Source organism: Curtobacterium sp. VKM Ac-2861 (assembly GCF_013204965.1).
Lineage (GTDB): Bacteria > Actinomycetota > Actinomycetes > Actinomycetales > Microbacteriaceae > Curtobacterium.
The window spans coordinates 20,271-38,657 of sequence record NZ_JABMLA010000006.1; the positions used below are offsets into that span (position 1 = coordinate 20,271).

Sequence of the window (18,387 nt, forward strand, 5' to 3'; positions counted from 1 at the left end):
CCGGGGGCTACTGTTGGTGAGACCGTCGGACGTATTCCGTTCGGCGCATGACCACCGCACACTGAACCAACGGAGGAATCGCACATGCGCGGAAAGCTCCTGTTCGTCGCCGGCGCCGCACTCGGGTACGTCCTGGGATCGCGAGCCGGACGGGCGCGGTACGAGCAGATCAAGACCGTCAGCGGCAAGGTCTGGAACAGCAACGGCGTCCAGAAGGGCGTGCACGTCGCCGAGGACTTCATCGCCGACAAGACCCCGGACGTCGCCGAGTTCATCGGTGAGACGACCAAGAAGGCCGTCCGCAAGGTCGGCCAGAAGAAGGACACCACCACCTCATGACCGACACCCGCGACCGCAAGTCGCGTTCGCTGTTCGGTCTGGTGGGCGACGTCCCGAAGCTCGTCAAGGGCCTGGTCAAGGGTGAGATCGACCTGCTCAAGGCCGAGATGCTCACGAAGGCCAAGATCTTCGGGCTCGCCGCGGGGCTGCTGGTCGGTGCACTCGTCATCGTGCTCTACGCGATCGGCGTGCTCCTGACCGCCGCCGTGATGGGCCTGGCGACCGTGATGCCGGCCTGGCTCGCAGCGATCGTGATCGCCGTGGTGATGCTGATCGTCGCCGCCATCCTCGGGTGGATCGGCTGGAAGCGCCTGAAGAAGGGCCTCCCGATCACGCCGAAGCGCACGATCGACAGCGTCAAGAACGACATCAACGCGGTGAAGGGGATGGGCAAGAAGCCCACTCCGCCGAGCCAGTACGGCAGCCGCAAGCCGGACGTCGGCGGCCGGTTCTGAGCCCCGACAGCCGCACCACCGACGGAGGAACCGTGACCGATCCGCACGACGATCTCGCAGACCGCGTCGCCGCGACCCGCGCCCAGCTGTTCGACACCCTCGACGCGATCGAGGACAAGCTCAACGTGCCGAAGCAGATCGGCATCGCGGCGTCGAAGGTCAAGCGCGGCATCGACGAGAAGCCGGTCCCGTACCTGGCCGGCCTCGCAGCCGGAGTAGCGGTGGTCGGGGGTATCGTCGTGATGGTGCTCCGACGGCGGTAGACCGCCCGAGCGCGGTCCACCGGGTGCGGGGCGGCCACAACCCTGGCAACCGATAGGACAAGGACCCATGAGTTCCGACGCGCCCGCTCCTGCATCCGCGCACACCTCTCCGCACGAGACCGACCCCGCGACGGGGATCGATCCCAACCTCATGACGGCGTACGCCCTCTGGGCCGTGTTCCGCAGGCCACTCGGCCCGGTCCACCGCGTCGGCGACGACGCCGTGGCCGAGCTCGACGCCGTGGTCGCGTCCGCCGCCGAGCGCGGGGTGACCGTCCGTGGCTTCTACGACGTCTCCGGCTTCCGTGCCGATGCCGACGTCATGATCTGGCTGCACGGCGACGACGCGCAGGTCATCCAGACCGTGCTGCGCGAGATCCGCCGCACCGGGCTGTTCCAGGACACCGAGCCGGTGTGGCACGTCATGGCGATGCACCGCGAAGCCGAGTTCAACAAGCGGCACACGCCCGCGTTCCTCCGTGGCAAGGACCCTGAGGCGTGGATCACGGTCTACCCGTTCGTCCGTTCCTTCGAGTGGTACCTGCTGCCCGAGGACGAGCGCTCGAAGATGCTGCGCGACCACGGGATCGCCGGCGCCAAGTACCGCCGCGTCCTGACGAACACCATCGCCACCTTCGCCCTGAGCGACTACGAGTGGATCCTGCCGCTCGAGAGCCCCGAGCTCGTCGACCTCGTCGACCTGATGCGCGACCTGCGTGCCACCGAGGCCCGTCTGCACGTGCGCGAAGAGGTCCCCTTCTTCACGGGTCGTCGCGTGACGACCGCCGAACTCCCGGAGCTGCTGTCATGACCGACACCAGCCTGATCACGAACGGTCAGCCCGTCCTCGCCGCCACCCCAGCGGCCGCTTCCGGCCCGGAGCACGTCGAGGTCCCGACCGCCTACGACGCGATCCTGCTCGCCGGCTTCGGTGGCCCCGAGGGCCAAGACGACGTCATCCCCTTCCTGCGCAACGTCACCCGCGGCCGCGGCATCCCGGACGAGCGGCTCGAAGAGGTCGCGCACCACTACCGGCACTTCGGCGGCGTGAGCCCGATCAACGCGCAGAACCGCGCGTTGAAGGCGGCGCTCGAGGTCGAGCTGGCATCGCGCGGCATCGACATGCCGGTGCTCTGGGGCAACCGCAACTGGGAGCCCTACCTCGAGCAGGCCTTCACCGAGGCCGCCGACAAGGGCTACAACAAGCTCATCGCGATCGCCACGAGCGCCTACTCGTCGTTCTCGAGCTGCCGCCAGTACCGCGAGGACTACGCACGCGTGCTCGACGAGACCGGTCTGCTCGGCACCATCGAGATCGACAAGATCCGGCAGTTCTTCGACCACCCCGGCTTCGTCCGCCCGTTCGTCGACGGCGTCCGTGACGGCATGGCGAAGGCCATCGCCGAGAACGCTCAGCTCGACGTCGCGACCGAGCTGCACGTGCTGTTCTCGACGCACTCGATCCCGTCGACCGACGCCGCGAAGTCCGGCCCGGACTACCGCGGCTTCGACGAGCACGGCGCCTACGAGGCCCAGCACCTCGCCGTCGCGCAGGTCGTCCTCGACCAGGCCTGGGCGGAGCTGCTCGAGCAGCCCGAGCACGCGCACCTGCAGGGCACGTCCAAGCCCGCGTGGAAGCTCGTCTACCAGTCGCGCTCCGGCCCCCCGACGCAGCCGTGGCTCGAGCCCGACATCAACGACTACATGAACGAGGAGCTCAAGGGCGGCCCGACCCGCGCCGTGCTCATCGTCCCGCTCGGCTTCGTGAGCGACCACATGGAGGTCATGTGGGACCTCGACGAGGAAGCCACCGAGACCGCGCAGGAGCTCGGCTTCTGGTCGGTCCGCACGCAGACCCCCGGTGTCGACCCGGCCTACGTCTCCGGTCTCGTCGACCTGGTGCTCGAGCGCGTCAACGGCACCCCCACGAGCGAGCGTCCGCACCTGACCGACATCGGTCCCTGGTACGACGTCTGCCGCCCGGGCTGCTGCGAGAACGTCCGCGCCGGCTTCAAGCCCGCCGCCGCCGGCGTCGCACCGTGACCGACGCACCGACCCCGATCCGGCTGGGCACCCGCGCCAGCCGGCTCGCGGTCGCGCAGTCGCAGGACGTCGCCGACCGCCTGGCAGCGGCGTCCGGTCGGCCCGTCGAACTTGTCACGGTCACGAGCGAGGGCGACACGAACCGCGCCTCGCTCGCGTCGCTGGGGGGCACGGGCGTGTTCGCCAGCGCCCTTCGCGAAGCCCTGGTCGCCGGCGAGGTCGACGTCCTGGTGCACTCGCTCAAGGACCTGCCGACCGCGCCGTACCCGGGCCTGACGATCGCTGCCGTGCCGAAGCGTGCCGACGCCCGCGACGTCCTCGTGGCCCGGAACGGCGCGACCGTCGAGAGCCTGCCCGAGGGTGCGAAGGTCGGCACGGGCTCACCGCGTCGCGTCGCGCAGCTCAAGGCGAAGCGGCCCGACCTGGACGTCATCGACATCCGCGGCAACATCGACACCCGGCTCGGCCGCGTCGACGACGACCTCGACGCCGTCGTGCTCGCCGCCGCCGGGCTCACCCGCATCGACCGGCTGTCGGCCGCCACCGAACTGCTCGACCTCGGTTTCTGGCCGAGCGCTCCGGGCCAGGGCGCCCTGGCGATCGAGACCCGTGCTGCTGAGACCGACACGAACCTGCTCGCCGCGCTGCGCAAGATCGAGCACGCCCCGACCCGCCTGACGGTGTCGGCCGAGCGCGAGGTCCTGGCGAAGCTCGAGGCCGGCTGCTCCGCCCCGATCGGTGCGACCGCGGTCGTGGACGCCGAGCTCCTGCTCGTCTCCGCCACCGTCTACAGCCCCGACGGCGCCGAGTACCGCACGGCGTCGCACGCTGCCGTGCTCGAGGGATCCGCGCAGGACCGTCTCGCCGAAGCACTCGAGGTCGGTGGCCGCGTGGCCGCCGAGCTGCTCGAGAACGGTGCCGGCGACCTGGCGGACCTCGCCGACTCGGTGAAGTAGAGCCCGTCACGGACACGCCCGCTCCCGTCGTCGTCATCCCCCGGGGTGGCGCGTGGGGCGAGCGCGTCGCGACGGCGGCTCGGCAGCGCGGGCTCGACCCGCGGGTCGTCCACCTCATCACGACCGAGCCGCCGCTCGACTGCGGCCCGCTCGACCGTGCCGTCGCCCGCGTGGCCGGGTACGCGTGGGTGGTGGTGACCAGTGCGACGGCCGTGACGGTGCTCGCAGAACGCGTGGCGGGCCTCCCGTCCGGTGTCCGCGTTGCGGCGGTCGGTGAGCCGACCGCCCGTGCCGCGCGTGCTGCGGGCTGGGTCGTCGACCTCGTGCCGGAACAGGCCTCGGCCGCTGCCCTCGTCGAGGCCCTGCCGGACACCGACGGCACCGTGCTCTTCCCGCGCTCCGAGATCGCCGCGCCGACCCTCGTCGACGGACTGCGGGCCCGCGGCATCGACGTGGACGACGTGGTCGCGTACCGTACCGTGGGGACCGGCGACGAGCCGATCACCCTCGACGCGGTGCCCGACGCGGTGCTCGTGACGAGCGGCAGCGTCGCCCGCGAGATCGCCCGCCGGATGGCCCCGCTCGACCCCCGCACCCTCGTGGCCTGCATCGGCCCCGGAACCGCCGCCGACGCGCGCGCGGCCGGACTGCCGGTCCACGTCGTCGGACCCACCCGGTCCGCAGAAACCCTGCTCGACGCCGTCGTCGAAGCCCTGAACCCCACCGTCCCCGAACAGGAAGGCCACCCGTGACCGGCCGTTTCCCCCAGGTCCGCCCCCGTCGACTCCGCGCCACCCCCGCGATGCGACGGCTCGTCGCCGAGACCCGGCTGCACCCAGCCGAACTCGTGCTGCCGATGTTCATCCGCGAAGGCGCCACCGACGCCGTCGACATCTCGAGCATGCCCGGCGTGCAGCAGCACTCGCTCGACTCGTTCCGTCGCGCCCTGGTGTCGGCTGCGGAGGTCGGGATCGGCGGCGTGAACCTGTTCGGCGTCCCGACCACGAAGGACGCCACCGGTTCCGGCGCGACCGACCCCGACGGCATCCTCAACGTGGCCATCCGCGTGGCGAGGGAAGAGGTCGGTGACGACCTGGTCGTGCAGTCCGACCTGTGCCTCGACGAGTTCACCGACCACGGCCACTGCGGCGTCCTCGCGGCGGACGGCTCCGTCGACAACGACGCGACCCTGCTGCGGTACCGCGACATGGCCGTCGCGCAGGCCGAGGCTGGCGCCGAACTGGTGTGCCTGAGCGGCATGATGGACGGCCAGATCGCCGCCGCGCGTGACGCGCTCGACGTCGCCGGGCACACCGGCACCGCGCTGCTGGCCTACGCGGCCAAGTACGCCTCCGCCTTCTACGGCCCCTTCCGCGAGGCCGTGTCGTCGTCGCTCGTCGGCGACCGGCGGACCTACCAGATCGACGCCGCCAACGGTCGTCAGGGGCTGCGCGAGGTCGCGCTCGACGTCGACGAGGGTGCCGACGTCGTCATGGTGAAGCCGGCGATGAGCTACCTCGACGTGCTCGCCGAGACCGCTGCGACGTCGCCCGTGCCGGTCTGGGCCTACCAGATCTCCGGCGAGTACGCGATGATCACGGCAGCCGCGCAGAACGGCTGGATCGACCGTGACGCCGCCGCGATGGAGTCGCTCATCGGCATCAAGCGTGCCGGCGCCGACGCGATCCTGACCTACTTCGCCGTCGACATCGCGCGGAAGCTCAACCAGGAGGCCGGTCTCCGCACCTCCGGCACCACCGCCGCAGTCGCCGGCATCGCCTCGACCGGGAAGGCCCCCGAATGACCACGAACGACCAGCTGTTCGGCCGCGCCAAGAACGCGATCCCCGGCGGCGTGAACTCGCCCGTCCGTGCCTACGGATCGGTGGGCGGCACCCCGCGCTTCCTGGTGTCGGCGAAGGGCGCGTACGTCACCGACGCCGAGGGACGTGAGTACGTCGACCTCGTGGCGTCGTGGGGGCCCGCGATCCTCGGACACGCGCACCCCGGCACCGTCGAGGCCGTGCAGCAGGCCGCCGCGCGCGGACTGTCCTTCGGCGCCTCGACCCCGGGCGAGACCGAGCTCGCCGAGCTCGTGAAGCAGCGGGTGTCGGTCGACGGCGACGGCCCCATCGAGAAGCTCCGCATGGTGTCGACCGGCACCGAGGCCACGATGACGGCGATCCGGTTGGCCCGCGGCTACACCGGCCGCGACCTGCTCGTGAAGTTCGCCGGGCACTACCACGGGCACTCCGACTCCCTGCTCGCCGAGGCCGGTTCGGGTGTCGCCACCCTGGCCCTGCCGGGCAGCGCGGGCATCACTGAGGAGACCGCGGCGCAGACCCTGGTGCTGCCGTACAACGACCTCGACGCCGTCCGCCGCGCGTTCGACGAGCACTCCGAGCGCATCGCCGGCGTCATCGTCGAGGCCGCCGCGGCGAACATGGGCGTGCTCGCTCCCGAGCGCGGGTTCAACCGCGCGCTCGCGCAGATCGTGCAGGCGCACGGGGCGCTGCTCATCGTCGACGAGGTCCTGACCGGGTTCCGCGTCGGGTCGGCCGGCTGGTGGGGCCTCGAGGCGTCGAAGGTCGTCCCCGACGGCGCCGGGTGGAAGCCCGACCTGATCACGTTCGGCAAGGTCATCGGTGGCGGCATGCCCCTCGCCGCGCTCGGCGGCCGACGCGAGGTCATGGACTTCCTCGCCCCGCTCGGCCCCGTGTACCAAGCGGGCACCCTGTCCGGCAACCCGCTCGCGGTCGCCGCCGGCATCGCCACGCTCCGGGCCGCGACGCCGTCGGTGTACGAGTCGCTGAACCGCACGGCCTCGGTCATCTCCGCGGCCACGTCGGACGCGCTGTCGGCCGAGGGCGTCGCCCACACCGTGCAGCGCGCCGGCAACCTGTTCTCGTTCGCCTTCACGGACACTGCACCGCGGAACTACGACGACGTGCGGGCACAGGACGTGTTCCGGTACGCGCCGTTCTTCCACGCGATGCTCGACGCCGGGGTGACCCTGCCGCCGAGCGTGTTCGAGGCGTGGTTCGTCACGGCCGCCCACGACGAGCGGGCCGTCGGACGGATCCTCGACGCCCTGCCCGCCGCGGCGAAGGCAGCGGCCGCCGCGACGGCGTAGGTGGTAGGCGCCGCGACGGCGTAGGCAGTAGCCGCCGCGGCGGCGTAGGGGGCGGTGCTCCGTGCCGGAGCCTCGGCTGGTTGACTGGCCACATGCAACTCGCCGAGGCACTCATCGAGCGCGCCGACCTGCAGAAGCGCATCGAGCAACTGCGCGGCCGCATCGCCGCGAACGCCCGCTACCAAGAGGGCGAGGAGCCCGACGAGGACGCCCGCGAGCTCCTCGCCGAGGCCGAGCGGTCGATCGACGCGCTCGAGGTCCTGCTGGCCCGCATCAACGCGACGAACGCCAGCACCACCGTGGCGTCCGGGCAGACCGTCACCGCACTGCTCGCCCGACGCGATGCCCTGCGGCTGCGGCACGCGCTCGTCACCGGAGCGGCGGACGCCACGGCCGGCACGAACGGCGGCTACCGACAGCTCCGCAGCGAACTCCGCACGTTCGCCGCGCTGCCGACCGCCGAGCTCCGGTCGCGGGCCGACGCCCTGGCGAAGGAGATCCGCGAACTCGACGCGGTCGTCCAGCGCACCAACTGGGAGGTCACCCTGGTCGACTGAACAGCGGGGCGGTGCGTCGGTAGACGGACCGGGGCGGGTACGGACCCGACGACCGGCGGGCAACCCGGTCACCTGTCGGCGCAGTGGGCAGCGCCATGGCGAGAGCCGTGCACATCGCAGCCCAGCACGTCGCACCAGGTACGGTGCACACCGCACCACGCACAACCGCGTACCGACCGGACCGACGAGGGCGGGACAGGGGACAGCACCGCCCCACCCTCGACGGGTCAGGAGCAGTCGGCCTTGGTGAAGGTCGTGTCGAGCGTCTTCGAGGTGCCGTCGAACGCGTAGGTGTACCGCATGTCGACGCCCTCGTCGAGGAGGTCCTTCGTGTCGCTGTTCGAGCAGAGCGTCGGGCCGACCGAGTCGCGGATGGCACTCTCGGTGATCGAGGCCGGGTCGACGCTGGACGACACCGTGTAGTCGTAGTGGATCGCGTTGCCCTCGGCCTCGACTCCCGTCCACGACGTCACGGAGTCGACCTGCTTCGGCAGGTCGCTCTGCTCGCGGATCTGCACGACGGCCTTCGAGACCTTCTCCTCCGTCGAGTCGCTGAACGCGGCGGTGAGCGCCTGGCGGACCAGGAACGCGACGACCACGGCGACGACGACGCCGAGCAGCGAGATCAGGAGGCGCTTGCCACGGGACTGCTTGGGCGGCGGGGCGTACGGAGCGCCGGCGGGAGCGGGCTGCGCGTACGGCTGCTGGCCGGGCTGCTGCTGCGCCCAGGGCTGCTGGCCCGGCTGCTGCGGACCGGGCTGCTGTGGGCCGGCGTTCGGCTGCGGCTCGGACCCCGGGTAGGGCGGCGGCGTGGTCGTCATGGTGTTCCCCCTCGTTGCGGTGCGCGGCCTGACACCGTCGTCCGGCATCGGGTCCCTCCCCGAAGCGGGCCGCGGACACCTGAGCAACCATCCAAGCACAGGCCGGAGCGCCGCAACGCGCCTGTCCGGCCCACGCGACGCGTCAGGCGGAACGGCGAGCTGCCCAGCGCCCCTCGGAGCGCAGGATCGCGAGCGGGAAGTCGAACGCGTGCGACACCGCCGACGACGTGATGACCTCGTCCGCCGTGCCCTGTGCCACCACGGCACCGTCACGGAGCAGCATCGCGTGCGAGGTCGACACCGGCAGGTCCTCGAGGTGGTGCGTGACCATGACGCTGCCGAGCTCGGGGTGTCGGTGCCGCAGCGCGTCGACGGTCTCGAGCAGGTGCTCGCGCGCTGCGACGTCGAGCCCGGTCGCCGGTTCGTCGAGCAGCAGCAACTGCGGCTCGGACATCAGCGCCCGTGCGATGAGGGTCCGTCCGCGTTCGCCCTGGGACAGCACGGGCCAGCGGGCGTCCCGCCGTGCGGCGAGCCCGACGTCGGCGATGTGCTGCTCGGCCAGTGCGACCTGCGCGGCCGTGGGCTCCCACCGCATCATGAGGTCGGTGGTGCCCGTCAGTCCCGTCAGCACCGTCTCGAGCACGGTGAGCGGGGAGAGCATCCGGTGCCGCGGGTCGACGTGGCCGATGTGCTCACGCAGCTCGCGGACGTCGACGCGTCCGAGGCGTCGGCCGAGCACCTCGACCGTGCCCGCCGTGGGGTGGCCCGTCGCCCCGAGCACCGCGAGCAGCGTCGACTTGCCGGCGCCGTTCGGTCCGAGGAGCGCCCAGTGCTCACCGCGGCGGACGGTCAGGTCGACGTCGTGCAGCAGGTCGCGGCCGGAGCGCGTCACACGGACGCCCTCGGCACGGAGCAGGACGTCGTCGGCGCGGAACTGGGCGCCCGCGGCGCGGAACTGGTCGGTGTCGGTCACGACTCCATCGTGGCCGACGTCAGCGCCGTTCGGTGCCGTCGGCCAGCGCGCCGCCCTCGGCGACGAACGCGCGGGCCTGCACGGTGTGCTCCTCGACGGTGCTGCTGAGCGAACGGATCACCGCGGCCGCTGCTTCGCCGTCTCGCTTCGAGATCGCCGCACGGAGCGGGTCGACGAAGTGCTTGACGTCCCAGAACATGCCGCTCTGGTGGGTCAGAGCGAGGAAGTTCGCGCGGGGCAGCAGCGAGGTCGACAGCTGGACAAGCAGGTCGTTGTCCGCCGCACCGATCAACTGGGTGACGACCGCGCCGACCTGCGTCGAGACGTCGCCGGCGCGCTCCTGCTCGGCGGCAGTGCGCAGGGCTTCCAGCGTGTCGACGAGGCGTGTGGCCGCTGCGTCGTCGAGCTTCGGGACGGCCCAGCGGGCGGCGAGCTCCGTGACGCCGGCGAGCACCTGGATGGTGTCGTCGAACTGCTTGGCGGTGGGCGACGCGACCCGGGTGTACCGGTTCGCCTCCATCTCGACCAAGCCGTAGTCGACGAGCTTGGCGATCGCCTCACGGATGGGCGTGCGACTGACGCCGAGCCACTGGACCAGTTCGTCGTCGTTGAGCCGTTCGCCGGCCTGCAGCGTGCCGTCCTGGATCGCGGCCAACATCTTCTCGAGGACCACGTCGCGGAGCAGCTTGCGCGGCGAGTTCTCGACGGTCGACTTGGGTACCGGCATGACGGACTCCTCGTGTCACGGACGTTTGGTATCCAAACCCTAACGTGTCAATATGCAAACGTTTGCGGAATAACAGCATCCCAGAACATCAGCCACGCACGTCGACCACCGTGCGTCCGTGCACCCGACCGGCGACCACCTCGGCGCCGATCTCGATCGCCTGCTCCGGGGTGACGGTCCGGGTGACGCCCGCCAGCAGCGCCGGGTCGAGGTCGGTCGCCAACCGCTCCCACGCTCGGTGCCGCAGTTCCGACGGGGCGTCCACCGAGTTGATGCCGAGCAGCGACACCGCACGCAGGATGAACGGCAGCACCGTCGTCGGCAGCGCGGAGTCCTGCGCGAGCCCGCACGCCGTGACGGCTCCACCCCACCGGGTGCCGGCCAGCACGTTCGCCAGGGTGGCCCCGCCGACGCTGTCCACGGCGCCGGCCCACGCGGCACGCTGCATCGGCTTGCCGGGCTCGGACAGGGCACCCCGGTCCACGACCTCGGTCGCGCCGAGGCGTCGGAGCGAGGCCTCGTTGGTGCTCCGTCCGGTCGACGCGGTCACCTCATACCCGCGCGCGGCGAGCAGGGCGATCGCCACCGTCCCCACCCCGCCGGACGCACCCGTGACGAGCACCGGCCCGGCACCGGGCTCGACGAACCGTTCGAGCGCGAGCACGCTGAGCATCGCCGTGAACCCCGCCGTGCCGATCGCCGCCGCGAACGAGTCCTCGATCGCCTCGGGCAGGACCACGAGGGAACCGGACGGCACCACGGCGTGCTGCGCCCAACCACCGTGCCGGGTCTCACCGAGCCCGGCACCGTTCAGCACGATGCGGTCGCCGATCGAAACGTCGTGCACACCCGGTCCGAGCGCCGACACGGTCCCGACGACGTCGATGCCGGGCACGAGCGGGTCGACCCGCGCGACGCCGGGGTTCCTGGCGAGGGCGAGGCCGTCCTTGTAGTTGACGCTCGAGTACGTGACGTCGACGAGGGCTTCGCCCTCGGTCGGATCGGGCAGGTCGACGTCGGCGACGGTGGGCGGGGCTGAACTGGACACGACTACGGCGCGGGTCATGCGCCGGACGCTACCCCGGGCCTCCCGGCCAGCGGTCCGTTCTTTCCCAGAACGCGTGCGATCCCTGGCGGAATCGGGCGTACCGGGCCGGAAAAAAGGACCAGGTACGCCCGAATCGGTCAGGTACGCGTGCAGCGAGCGCCTATCCGAACATGATGGCGGCTTCGTCGAAGCGCGCCTGCGGCACGGTCTTCAGCTCGCCGAGCGCCTCGTCGAACGAGACGTGCACGATGTCGGTGCCCTTCAGGGCGACCATCCGGCCCCATCGTTCCTCGACCACCGAGTCGATGGCCGCCAGGCCGAGCCGCGTCGACAGCACCCGGTCGTACGCGGTCGGCGTGCCACCGCGCTGGATGTGCCCGAGGGTCGTGGCGCGCGTCTCGATGCCCGTCATCTCCTCGATGAGGGGCGCGAGGCGCTCGCCGATGCCACCGAGCCGCGGACGCCCGAAGGCGTCGAGCCCGCGCTCGGTGTGCGCGTTGTCCTCGTGGTCGGGGACAAAGCCCTCGGCCACCACGACGAGCGGTGCGCGCCCGCGGTCGTAGGCGGCACGCACCCACTTCGCGATCTGCTCCATGCTCGTCTTCTGCTCCGGGATCAGGATCGCGTGCGCGCCCGCGGCCATGCCGGAGTGCAGGGCGATCCAGCCGACGTGCCGGCCCATGACCTCGGCGACCATGCAGCGGGAGTGCGACTCGCCGGTGGTGCGGAGGCGGTCCATCGCCTCGGTCGCGATCGCGACGGCGGTGTCGAAGCCGAACGTGTAGTCGGTGGCGCCCAGGTCGTTGTCGACCGTCTTCGGGACGCCGACGATCTTCAGCCCGGCGTCGGTCAGGCGCTTCGCCGCGGCGAGCGTGCCCTCGCCGCCGATCGCGACGATGGCGTCGATGCCGTGGCGGTCCAGGGTCTTCGAGATGTTCTCGACGCCGCCGTTCGGGCCCTCGAAGGGGTTCGTGCGGCTGGTGCCCAGGATCGTGCCGCCCTGCTTGGCGATGCCCTGGATGTCCTTGCGGCCGAGCGGGACGATGTCGCCGTCGACGACGCCGCGCCAGCCGTCCCGGAACCCGACGAACTCGTGGCCGTGGATGGCGATGCCCTTGAGGACGATCGCGCGGATGACCGCGTTCAGACCGGGGCAGTCGCCTCCGGAGGTGAGGATGCCGATGCGCATGGGAACTCCGTCGTCGGGTGGTGCGGGTGGGGGTCGTGGGGGACTGCGACCATCATGACTGACGGTGGTTGCGCATTACCATCCCGGTGTGACCCTGCTCGACTCCGCCTCGTCGTCCGCTGGTGCGTCCGGCGACGCGTCTCGCGTCGACACCGTGTACCGACCGGGAGGCCCGGTGAACGTCACGTCGACCCTGCGGCCCCTGCAGCGCGGCTCCGGTGACCCCGCCTACAAGGTGGTCGGATCGGTCGTGTGGCTCGCCCTGCGGACGCCCACCGGCCCCGCTGCCGTTGCGATCCGGCCGTCCGGCGACACCATCGCGGTCTCGGCGTGGGGCGACGGTGCCGCGTGGGCGGTCGAGCACGCGCCGGAGCTGCTCGGTCGCGGCGACGACTGGGACGGGTTCGACGTCTCCGGGCACGCGTTCCTCGCTGCCGCCCGACACCGGCAGCCCGGACTCCGGCTGCTCCGGACGAACACCGTCGTCGCGATGCTCGTGCCGGCGATCATGGAGCAGAAGGTGACTTCGCGGCAGGCGTGGGGCGCATGGCGGTACCTGCTCCGGCGGTACGGCACGCCCGCGCCGGGTCCCGCGCCGGACGGTCTCATCGTGCCGCCGACGGCCGACGAGTGGGCGCGGATCCCGAGCTGGGAGTGGCACAGGGCCGGCATCGAGCCCGGACGGTCGGCGACGGTGATGCGCGCGGTGCGTGTGGCTCCGGCGCTCGAACGGACGCTGACGCTCGGTCGCGGCGGTTCGGTCGTGTCGGCGCGGCTCCAGTCGATCCCCGGCATCGGGAAGTGGACGGCTGCCGAGACCGCGCAGCGCTCCCACGGCGACCCCGATTCGCCGAGCGTCGGGGACTTCCACGTCCCCGCGCTGGTCGGGTGGGCGCTGACCGGGGGACCGGTCGACGACGACGGGATGCTCGAGCTGCTCGAGCCGTGGCGGGGGCACCGGGAACGGGTCGTGCGGCTGATCGGCGGCTCGGGGTTCCGGAAGCCGTCGTTCGGGCCGCGGCTCACGATCCAGGACCACCGCGGGCACTGAGCGGTCGCGCGCGCTGCTCGCTTTCGTCCGCACCTGTTTCGCGACAGGACACCAGGTGATCACGTGGTGTCCTGTCGGAGAACCGGTGTCGCGCCGGGTCAGGGGTGGCGGACGCCCTCGCCGGCCAGCACGGCGCGGTAGCCCTCGCGGAACGTCGGGTACTGCGGCGCCCAGCCGGTGGACCGGAGCAGCGCGTTCGACAAGCGCTTGTCACCACCGGACTGCCGGGCGCCGCCGTCACCGGTGACGGGCTCGGGAACGCCGAGCTCGTCAGCCAGGAACCGCAGCACGTCGTCGAGCCGGCTCGGTTCGTCGTCGGTGCCGAGGTACGTCGGTGCCGGGTCCTCCACGGTCGCCAGGTGCACGAGCACCGCGGCGGCGTCGTCGCGGTGGATCCGGTTCGTGTGCGGCGAGGCACCCGGAGCCAGCCGGGCCGAACCGGAGCGGACCTGGTCGATCAGGCGCTCGCGGCCCGGACCGTAGACACCGGACAGCCGCACGAGCACGGCGTCGGGAGCACGGTCGCGCAGCAGCGCCTCGGCCTCGACCAGGACCTCGGCGGTCGGGGTCGCACCGTGCGCCGGGGTGTCCTCGGTGACCACGCTGCCGTCGTCGACGTCGTACACCGCGGTCGACGACACCACGAGCAGGCGTGGATCGGCGTCCGAGGCGTCGATGCCGTCGAGCACGTTCCGCAGGCCGTCGACGTAGGTGGCGCGGTACTCGTCGACGTCACGGCTGCCCGCGGCGAAGGCCACGACGACGACGGTGGTGTCGGCGGGGATCTCGGGGACCTCGTGCCGCAGGTCGGCGCTGCGGCCGGTGAGCGGCGCCGGGACCAGTTCGGCGCGGCGTCGGAGGCCGATCACGTGGTGTCCCTGCTGCGCGAAGCGGAGGCCGGCTTCGGTCCCGAGGTCGCCGCAGCCGGCGATCACGACGGTGTCGTTGTTGTGCACCCGTCGACCTTGGCACGGGCAGCTGGTGGACGCTCCAGCGCCCGGCCTGCTGCCGCTCAGAGCACCTTCCGCAGCAGCACGGAGTCACCGTGCGCCTGGTCGCGCTCACGCTGCCCGGTGTCGACGAAGCCCAGCTTGCCGAGCACCAGGAGCGACGCGGTGTTCCAGTCGCGGACCGTGGACGCCAGGTGGCGGTACCCGAGCTCGCGTGCCGCACCGATCACCGCGCCGGATGCCTCGGTGGCGTACCCGTGGTTCCACGACACCTGCAGGAACTCGTACGCCAGCTCGGGTTCGTCGGGCACACCGACGCTGTTCGCGACGAGGCCGCAGTAGCCGACAGCAGCACCGGTGTCGCGGCGCTCGACGACGAGCAGACCGGGAGCCGGCGTCTGGTCGTACCTGCGCGCCCACTCCTCGAGGCCACGGTGGGGTGCCCGTCGGCCGCGAGCCGTCGATGCGGTGGCACGCGTGGATCCCGTTCGGCCCAGAGCCGGCGGTGGAACGCGGCGTCGGTACTCCGCCACGGCCGCAGGAGCAGCCGTTCCGTCTCGAGTGCCGACACGTGCCCGCCGCCGTCAGTCCGAGGTGCGAGCGGGTTCTTCGTCCTTCGCCTCGACGCCGTCGTGGCGCATCCGCACGACGCTGGCCAGGGTCGACAGCGCCATCGCGGCGATGATCACGATCAAGGAGACCCAGGTGTTGATCTCCGGCGCCCACTCGATGTGCTCGCCACCGTTCAGGAACGGCAGCTCGTTGTCGTGCAGTGCGTGCAGGACGAGCTTCACGCCGATGAACGCGAGGATCACCGCGATCCCGTACTTCAGGTAGACGAGCCGCTCCAGCAGCCCGCCGAGCAGGAAGTACAGCTGCCGCAGACCCATCAGGGCGAAGACGTTCGCGGTGAACACGATGAACGGGCTCTCGGTGATGCCGAAGATCGCCGGGATCGAGTCGAGTGCGAACAGCAGGTCGGTGGTGCCGATGGCGATCAGCACGATCAGCAGCGGGGTGAAGTGCCGCACGCCGTCGTGGGTGGTCCGGAACTTCATGCCGTCGAACGTGTCGGTGAGGCGCACCCGACGGCGGAGCAGCCGGACGATGAAGCTGTCCTTCTGGTCGTCGGCATCGTCCTCGCCGCGGAGCTGCTGGATCGCCGTCCAGATCAGCCAGGCGCCGAAGATGTAGAAGATCCATGAGAAGTTCTCGATGAGCTGGGCGCCGACGAGGATGAAGATGCCGCGCAGCACGAGCGCGATGATGATGCCGAGCATCAGCACCTCTTGCTGGATCTTCTTCGGCACCGAGAACCGCGCCATGATGATGACGAAGACGAACAGGTTGTCGATGCTCAGGCTGTACTCGGTGAGCCAACCAGCCAGGAACTCACCCGCCGAGTCGCCGCCCGCGAACACGAGCATCAGGACCGCGAAGACCAGCGCGAGCCCCACGTAGACGCCCACCCACGTCGCCGACTCGCGCAGCGTCGGCACGTGTGGCCGGCGCGCGACGATGAGCAGGTCGGCGAGCAGGATCGCGACGATCGCGATCAGCGAGCCGACTTCGAACACGACGGGGAGTTCGGGCATTGCGGCCTTCCTGGCTGCGGGGGATCGGGTGGATGAACAGCCTGACAGAGGTGGATGAACAGCCTGACAGATCCGAACGCATCCGGCAGCCGGATCGTTCCGGGTGAACGATCCAGACTGCCACCTCGTTGACCGGGTATGGGACTCCGCACACGCACCAAGGTCATCATCGGCATCTCCACCGGCGTCGTGGTCATCGCGGCCGCCGCCGTCATCGCCGGTCCGTCCATCTACGCGAACACCGTCAACGGACAGGCCGCCGCAGCTCCCTCCCTGGAAGCGACGTCGTCCGCCACCCTCGACGCAGCGGACGCCGACGGCACCTGGACCAGCACGAAGACCTCGTACGCCGGCTACCGGGTGCACGAGGTCCTGCAGGGGAATGATGTGAACGTGGTCGGACGCACGAAGGACGTCGAGGGCACCGCCGAGGTCGACGGCGGCTCCCTCGCGACGGCGACGGTCACGGTCCAGGTCGCGAAGATCTCCACCCCCGAGTCCGCGCGGGACGCCTACTTCCGGGACACCGCGCTGGAGACGGACAAGTTCCCGACGGCGACGTTCACCTTGACGAAGCCCGTCGACGTCTCGAAGGCGCTCGACGGCAGCACGCAGGACGTCACCCTGGCCGGCACGATGGACCTGCACGGCGTCACGAAGGCCGTCACCGCCGACGCGCAGGTGGCGGTCGGCACGGGAGGCACCGTCCAGGTCGCCGGCTCGGTGCCGATCACCTTCGCCGACTACGGCGTGAAGGCTCCCTCGCTCGGCTTCGTCACCGTGGACGGGAAGGGCTCCGTCGAGTTCTCCCTCGACCTGCAGAAGTGACCGTGTCGAGTCGTTCCGCCGACGAGCTGCTCGCGACGCTGTACCGCGAGCACGGTGACGCGCTCACCCGGTACGTCCGGCACCTGACGCGGGACGGCTCGGCGGTCGAGGACGTCGTGCAGGAGACCATGGTCCGCGCCTGGCAGCGCCCCGCGGTGCTCGAACGCGCGCCGGACAGCGCCCGCGCCTGGCTGTTCACGGTCGCGCGGAACCTGGTCGTCGACGACGCGCGATCAGCTCGGAACCGCCGGGAGTTCGGCACCGAACACCCCGTCGACCGCGCCGAGTCGGACCGCACCGACGCCGTGCTCGACCGCATCGTCGTGGCCGACGCGCTCGCATCGCTCTCCCCGGACCACCGCCGCGTGGTGGTGGACGCCTACTGGCTCGGCCACACGGTGCCGGAGATCGCACGACGACACGACATCCCCGAGGGCACCGCGAAGTCGCGGTTGCACTACGGGCTGCGAGCCCTGCGGCTCGCACTGCAGGAACGAGGAGTGACCCGATGAGCGACGACCGCTACGCAGAGTGGGACGCGGCGTACGTGCTCGGGTCCCTGAGCCCGGACGAACGGCTCGAGTACGAGCAGCACCTGGAGACGTGCGACCGCTGCACGGCCGCCGTCGCCGAGCTGGTCGGCCTGCCCGGTCTGCTCGCCAAGCTGCCGGCCGACCAGGCGATCGAGATCGCCGAACCGGACGGGAGGCCCGACACCGGTTCCGAGAGCAGCCTCGCCTCCGTCGCGCACCGCGTTCGACACCGTCGCCGCCGTCGCCGGGTCTGGGTCGCCGCCACCGCGGGGCTCGCGGTGGTCGCTGCCGTCCTGGGGGGACTCGCCGTCGGCACGGCGGGGGACCGCGGCTCGGTGCAGGCCGGACGTGACGTCTCAGCATCGGCGACTGCGGACCGCTACGACATGACCGGCGCCCAGGGGCTCGACGTCGACCTGGCCGTCAGCGGTGAACAGTGGGGCACCCGCTTCGACTGGGGCTGCTCCTACGGCGGCAAGGAGTGGGCGGCGGACGGCTCGGTCATGTACGACCTGGTCGTGGTGCGGTCGGACGGCTCCGCGCAGATCGTCGGCTCGTGGACGGCCGCCGGCGAGGACGCGAAGGGACTGTCGGCGTCGACGGACATCCCGCGCGACGACATCGCGAGCGTGCAGGTGCGGCTCCGCGGCGAACAGGGAGCCCTCGCCGTCGTCGACCTCTAGCCGCGCCGCCCGCCGCGCCGCCCGCCCCCGCCCGCCCCCGAGCCCCCGAGCCCCCGAGCCCCCGAGCCCCCGAGCCCCCGAGCCCCCGAGGTTCCGAAATCTCGGCATCTGGGCGCAGCACAGCGTCGTTCGTGGAACCTCGGCGCTCCTCGGACGGCGAGTCGTGGAACCTCGGCGGAAGCGCGCGGGAGAGCCATCGCCGGGGACCGTGTTGAACGGCGCGCGCGGAGCGGCGGTGCGTGAC

At 71.5% G+C, this 18,387-nt stretch carries 22 protein-coding genes; 14 read left to right on the forward strand and 8 right to left on the reverse strand.

The annotated features are described in order from the left end of the window. Positions 1–84 precede the first annotated feature (84 nt). The 10 genes from HQQ88_RS15130 (at position 85) to HQQ88_RS15175 (ending at position 7,745) form a co-directional block, all read left to right on the forward strand. Positions 85–339 (forward strand): hypothetical protein, encoded by a 255-nt coding sequence (locus HQQ88_RS15130; RefSeq protein WP_017887727.1) that lies wholly within the window; start codon positions 85–87, stop codon positions 337–339. Next, positions 336–794, forward strand: a complete 459-nt coding sequence (locus HQQ88_RS15135; RefSeq protein WP_111083766.1) for a phage holin family protein — start codon at positions 336–338, stop codon at positions 792–794. Before HQQ88_RS15130 ends, HQQ88_RS15135 begins: the two co-directional genes overlap by 4 nt. 32 nt (positions 795–826) lie before the next feature. After that, on the forward strand, positions 827–1,057 hold the full coding sequence (locus tag HQQ88_RS15140) for a DUF3618 domain-containing protein (protein WP_111083767.1): 231 nt from the start codon (positions 827–829) through the stop codon (positions 1,055–1,057). Positions 1,058–1,124: 67 nt separating this feature from the next. Continuing rightward, on the forward strand, positions 1,125–1,868 hold the full coding sequence (hemQ, locus tag HQQ88_RS15145; RefSeq protein ID WP_254067166.1) for a hydrogen peroxide-dependent heme synthase: 744 nt from the start codon (positions 1,125–1,127) through the stop codon (positions 1,866–1,868). After that, positions 1,865–3,100, forward strand: a complete 1,236-nt coding sequence (locus HQQ88_RS15150; RefSeq protein WP_133938650.1) for a ferrochelatase — start codon at positions 1,865–1,867, stop codon at positions 3,098–3,100. The genes hemQ and HQQ88_RS15150 overlap by 4 nt, the downstream gene beginning before the upstream one ends. Beyond that, positions 3,097–4,056 carry a hydroxymethylbilane synthase gene (gene hemC, locus HQQ88_RS15155; protein WP_123339228.1) on the forward strand — a complete coding sequence of 320 codons (960 nt, stop codon included), beginning with the start codon at positions 3,097–3,099 and terminating at the stop codon, positions 4,054–4,056. Before HQQ88_RS15150 ends, hemC begins: the two co-directional genes overlap by 4 nt. Before the next feature lie 116 nt (positions 4,057–4,172). After that, positions 4,173–4,808 (forward strand): uroporphyrinogen-III synthase, encoded by a 636-nt coding sequence (locus HQQ88_RS15160; RefSeq protein WP_367917040.1) that lies wholly within the window; start codon positions 4,173–4,175, stop codon positions 4,806–4,808. After that, positions 4,805–5,860 (forward strand): porphobilinogen synthase, encoded by a 1,056-nt coding sequence (gene hemB / locus HQQ88_RS15165; protein ID WP_260154506.1) that lies wholly within the window; start codon positions 4,805–4,807, stop codon positions 5,858–5,860. The genes HQQ88_RS15160 and hemB overlap by 4 nt, the downstream gene beginning before the upstream one ends. Then, positions 5,857–7,188 carry a glutamate-1-semialdehyde 2,1-aminomutase gene (gene hemL, locus HQQ88_RS15170; protein WP_123294513.1) on the forward strand — a complete coding sequence of 444 codons (1,332 nt, stop codon included), beginning with the start codon at positions 5,857–5,859 and terminating at the stop codon, positions 7,186–7,188. Before hemB ends, hemL begins: the two co-directional genes overlap by 4 nt. A gap of 92 nt (positions 7,189–7,280) precedes the next feature. Then, positions 7,281–7,745, forward strand: coding sequence for a DIP1984 family protein (locus HQQ88_RS15175; RefSeq protein ID WP_123339224.1), 465 nt, complete (start codon positions 7,281–7,283; stop codon positions 7,743–7,745). 227 nt (positions 7,746–7,972) lie between these two features. Here HQQ88_RS15175 and HQQ88_RS15180 read toward each other — a convergent pair whose 3' ends face one another. The 5 genes from HQQ88_RS15180 to HQQ88_RS15200 form a co-directional block, all read right to left on the reverse strand. Continuing rightward, positions 7,973–8,566: a hypothetical protein gene (locus HQQ88_RS15180; protein ID WP_173170015.1), complete on the reverse strand. Its 594-nt coding sequence runs from the start codon at positions 8,564–8,566 to the stop codon at positions 7,973–7,975. A gap of 142 nt (positions 8,567–8,708) precedes the next feature. Next, complete coding sequence (locus tag HQQ88_RS15185) at positions 8,709–9,539, reverse strand: ABC transporter ATP-binding protein (protein ID WP_243648929.1); 831 nt, start codon at positions 9,537–9,539, stop codon at positions 8,709–8,711. A 19-nt stretch (positions 9,540–9,558) separates the two neighbouring features. Next, a complete protein-coding gene (locus tag HQQ88_RS15190; RefSeq protein WP_123294516.1) occupies positions 9,559–10,266 on the reverse strand; it encodes a GntR family transcriptional regulator in 708 nt (235 codons plus the stop codon). Positions 10,267–10,354: 88 nt separating this feature from the next. Next, complete coding sequence (locus tag HQQ88_RS15195; RefSeq protein ID WP_131880885.1) at positions 10,355–11,332, reverse strand: MDR family oxidoreductase; 978 nt, start codon at positions 11,330–11,332, stop codon at positions 10,355–10,357. A 142-nt stretch (positions 11,333–11,474) separates the two neighbouring features. Beyond that, a complete protein-coding gene (locus HQQ88_RS15200) occupies positions 11,475–12,503 on the reverse strand; it encodes a 6-phosphofructokinase (RefSeq protein ID WP_111083779.1) in 1,029 nt (342 codons plus the stop codon). An 88-nt stretch (positions 12,504–12,591) separates the two neighbouring features. Between HQQ88_RS15200 and HQQ88_RS15205 the strand changes: the two genes are divergently transcribed. Then, entirely contained in the window at positions 12,592–13,554 is a 963-nt protein-coding gene (locus HQQ88_RS15205) for a DNA-3-methyladenine glycosylase 2 family protein (protein ID WP_173170039.1), read from the forward strand. A 98-nt stretch (positions 13,555–13,652) separates the two neighbouring features. Here the strand turns inward: HQQ88_RS15205 and HQQ88_RS15210 are convergent, their stop codons facing one another. The 3 genes from HQQ88_RS15210 to HQQ88_RS15220 are packed head-to-tail and all read right to left on the reverse strand — an operon-like array spanning position 13,653 to position 16,099. Continuing rightward, positions 13,653–14,510, reverse strand: a complete 858-nt coding sequence (locus HQQ88_RS15210) for an NAD-dependent epimerase/dehydratase family protein (protein WP_173170041.1) — start codon at positions 14,508–14,510, stop codon at positions 13,653–13,655. A 56-nt stretch (positions 14,511–14,566) separates the two neighbouring features. Continuing rightward, positions 14,567–15,037 carry a GNAT family N-acetyltransferase gene (locus HQQ88_RS15215; RefSeq protein WP_367917032.1) on the reverse strand — a complete coding sequence of 157 codons (471 nt, stop codon included), beginning with the start codon at positions 15,035–15,037 and terminating at the stop codon, positions 14,567–14,569. Between the two features lie 51 nt (positions 15,038–15,088). Then, entirely contained in the window at positions 15,089–16,099 is a 1,011-nt protein-coding gene (locus HQQ88_RS15220; RefSeq protein WP_123294520.1) for a TerC family protein, read from the reverse strand. Positions 16,100–16,237: 138 nt separating this feature from the next. Between HQQ88_RS15220 and HQQ88_RS15225 the strand changes: the two genes are divergently transcribed. From HQQ88_RS15225 to HQQ88_RS15235, 3 genes are read left to right on the forward strand one after another with little or no spacing between them, the layout of a single operon-like run. After that, positions 16,238–16,927: a YceI family protein gene (locus HQQ88_RS15225; RefSeq protein ID WP_173170043.1), complete on the forward strand. Its 690-nt coding sequence runs from the start codon at positions 16,238–16,240 to the stop codon at positions 16,925–16,927. Beyond that, the gene (locus HQQ88_RS15230) at positions 16,924–17,439 is read left to right on the forward strand and encodes a sigma-70 family RNA polymerase sigma factor (protein WP_123294523.1); all 516 of its coding nucleotides are present in this window, start codon (positions 16,924–16,926) and stop codon (positions 17,437–17,439) included. The genes HQQ88_RS15225 and HQQ88_RS15230 overlap by 4 nt, the downstream gene beginning before the upstream one ends. After that, a complete protein-coding gene (locus HQQ88_RS15235) occupies positions 17,436–18,143 on the forward strand; it encodes a zf-HC2 domain-containing protein (protein ID WP_173170045.1) in 708 nt (235 codons plus the stop codon). Before HQQ88_RS15230 ends, HQQ88_RS15235 begins: the two co-directional genes overlap by 4 nt. Positions 18,144–18,387 lie beyond the last annotated feature (244 nt).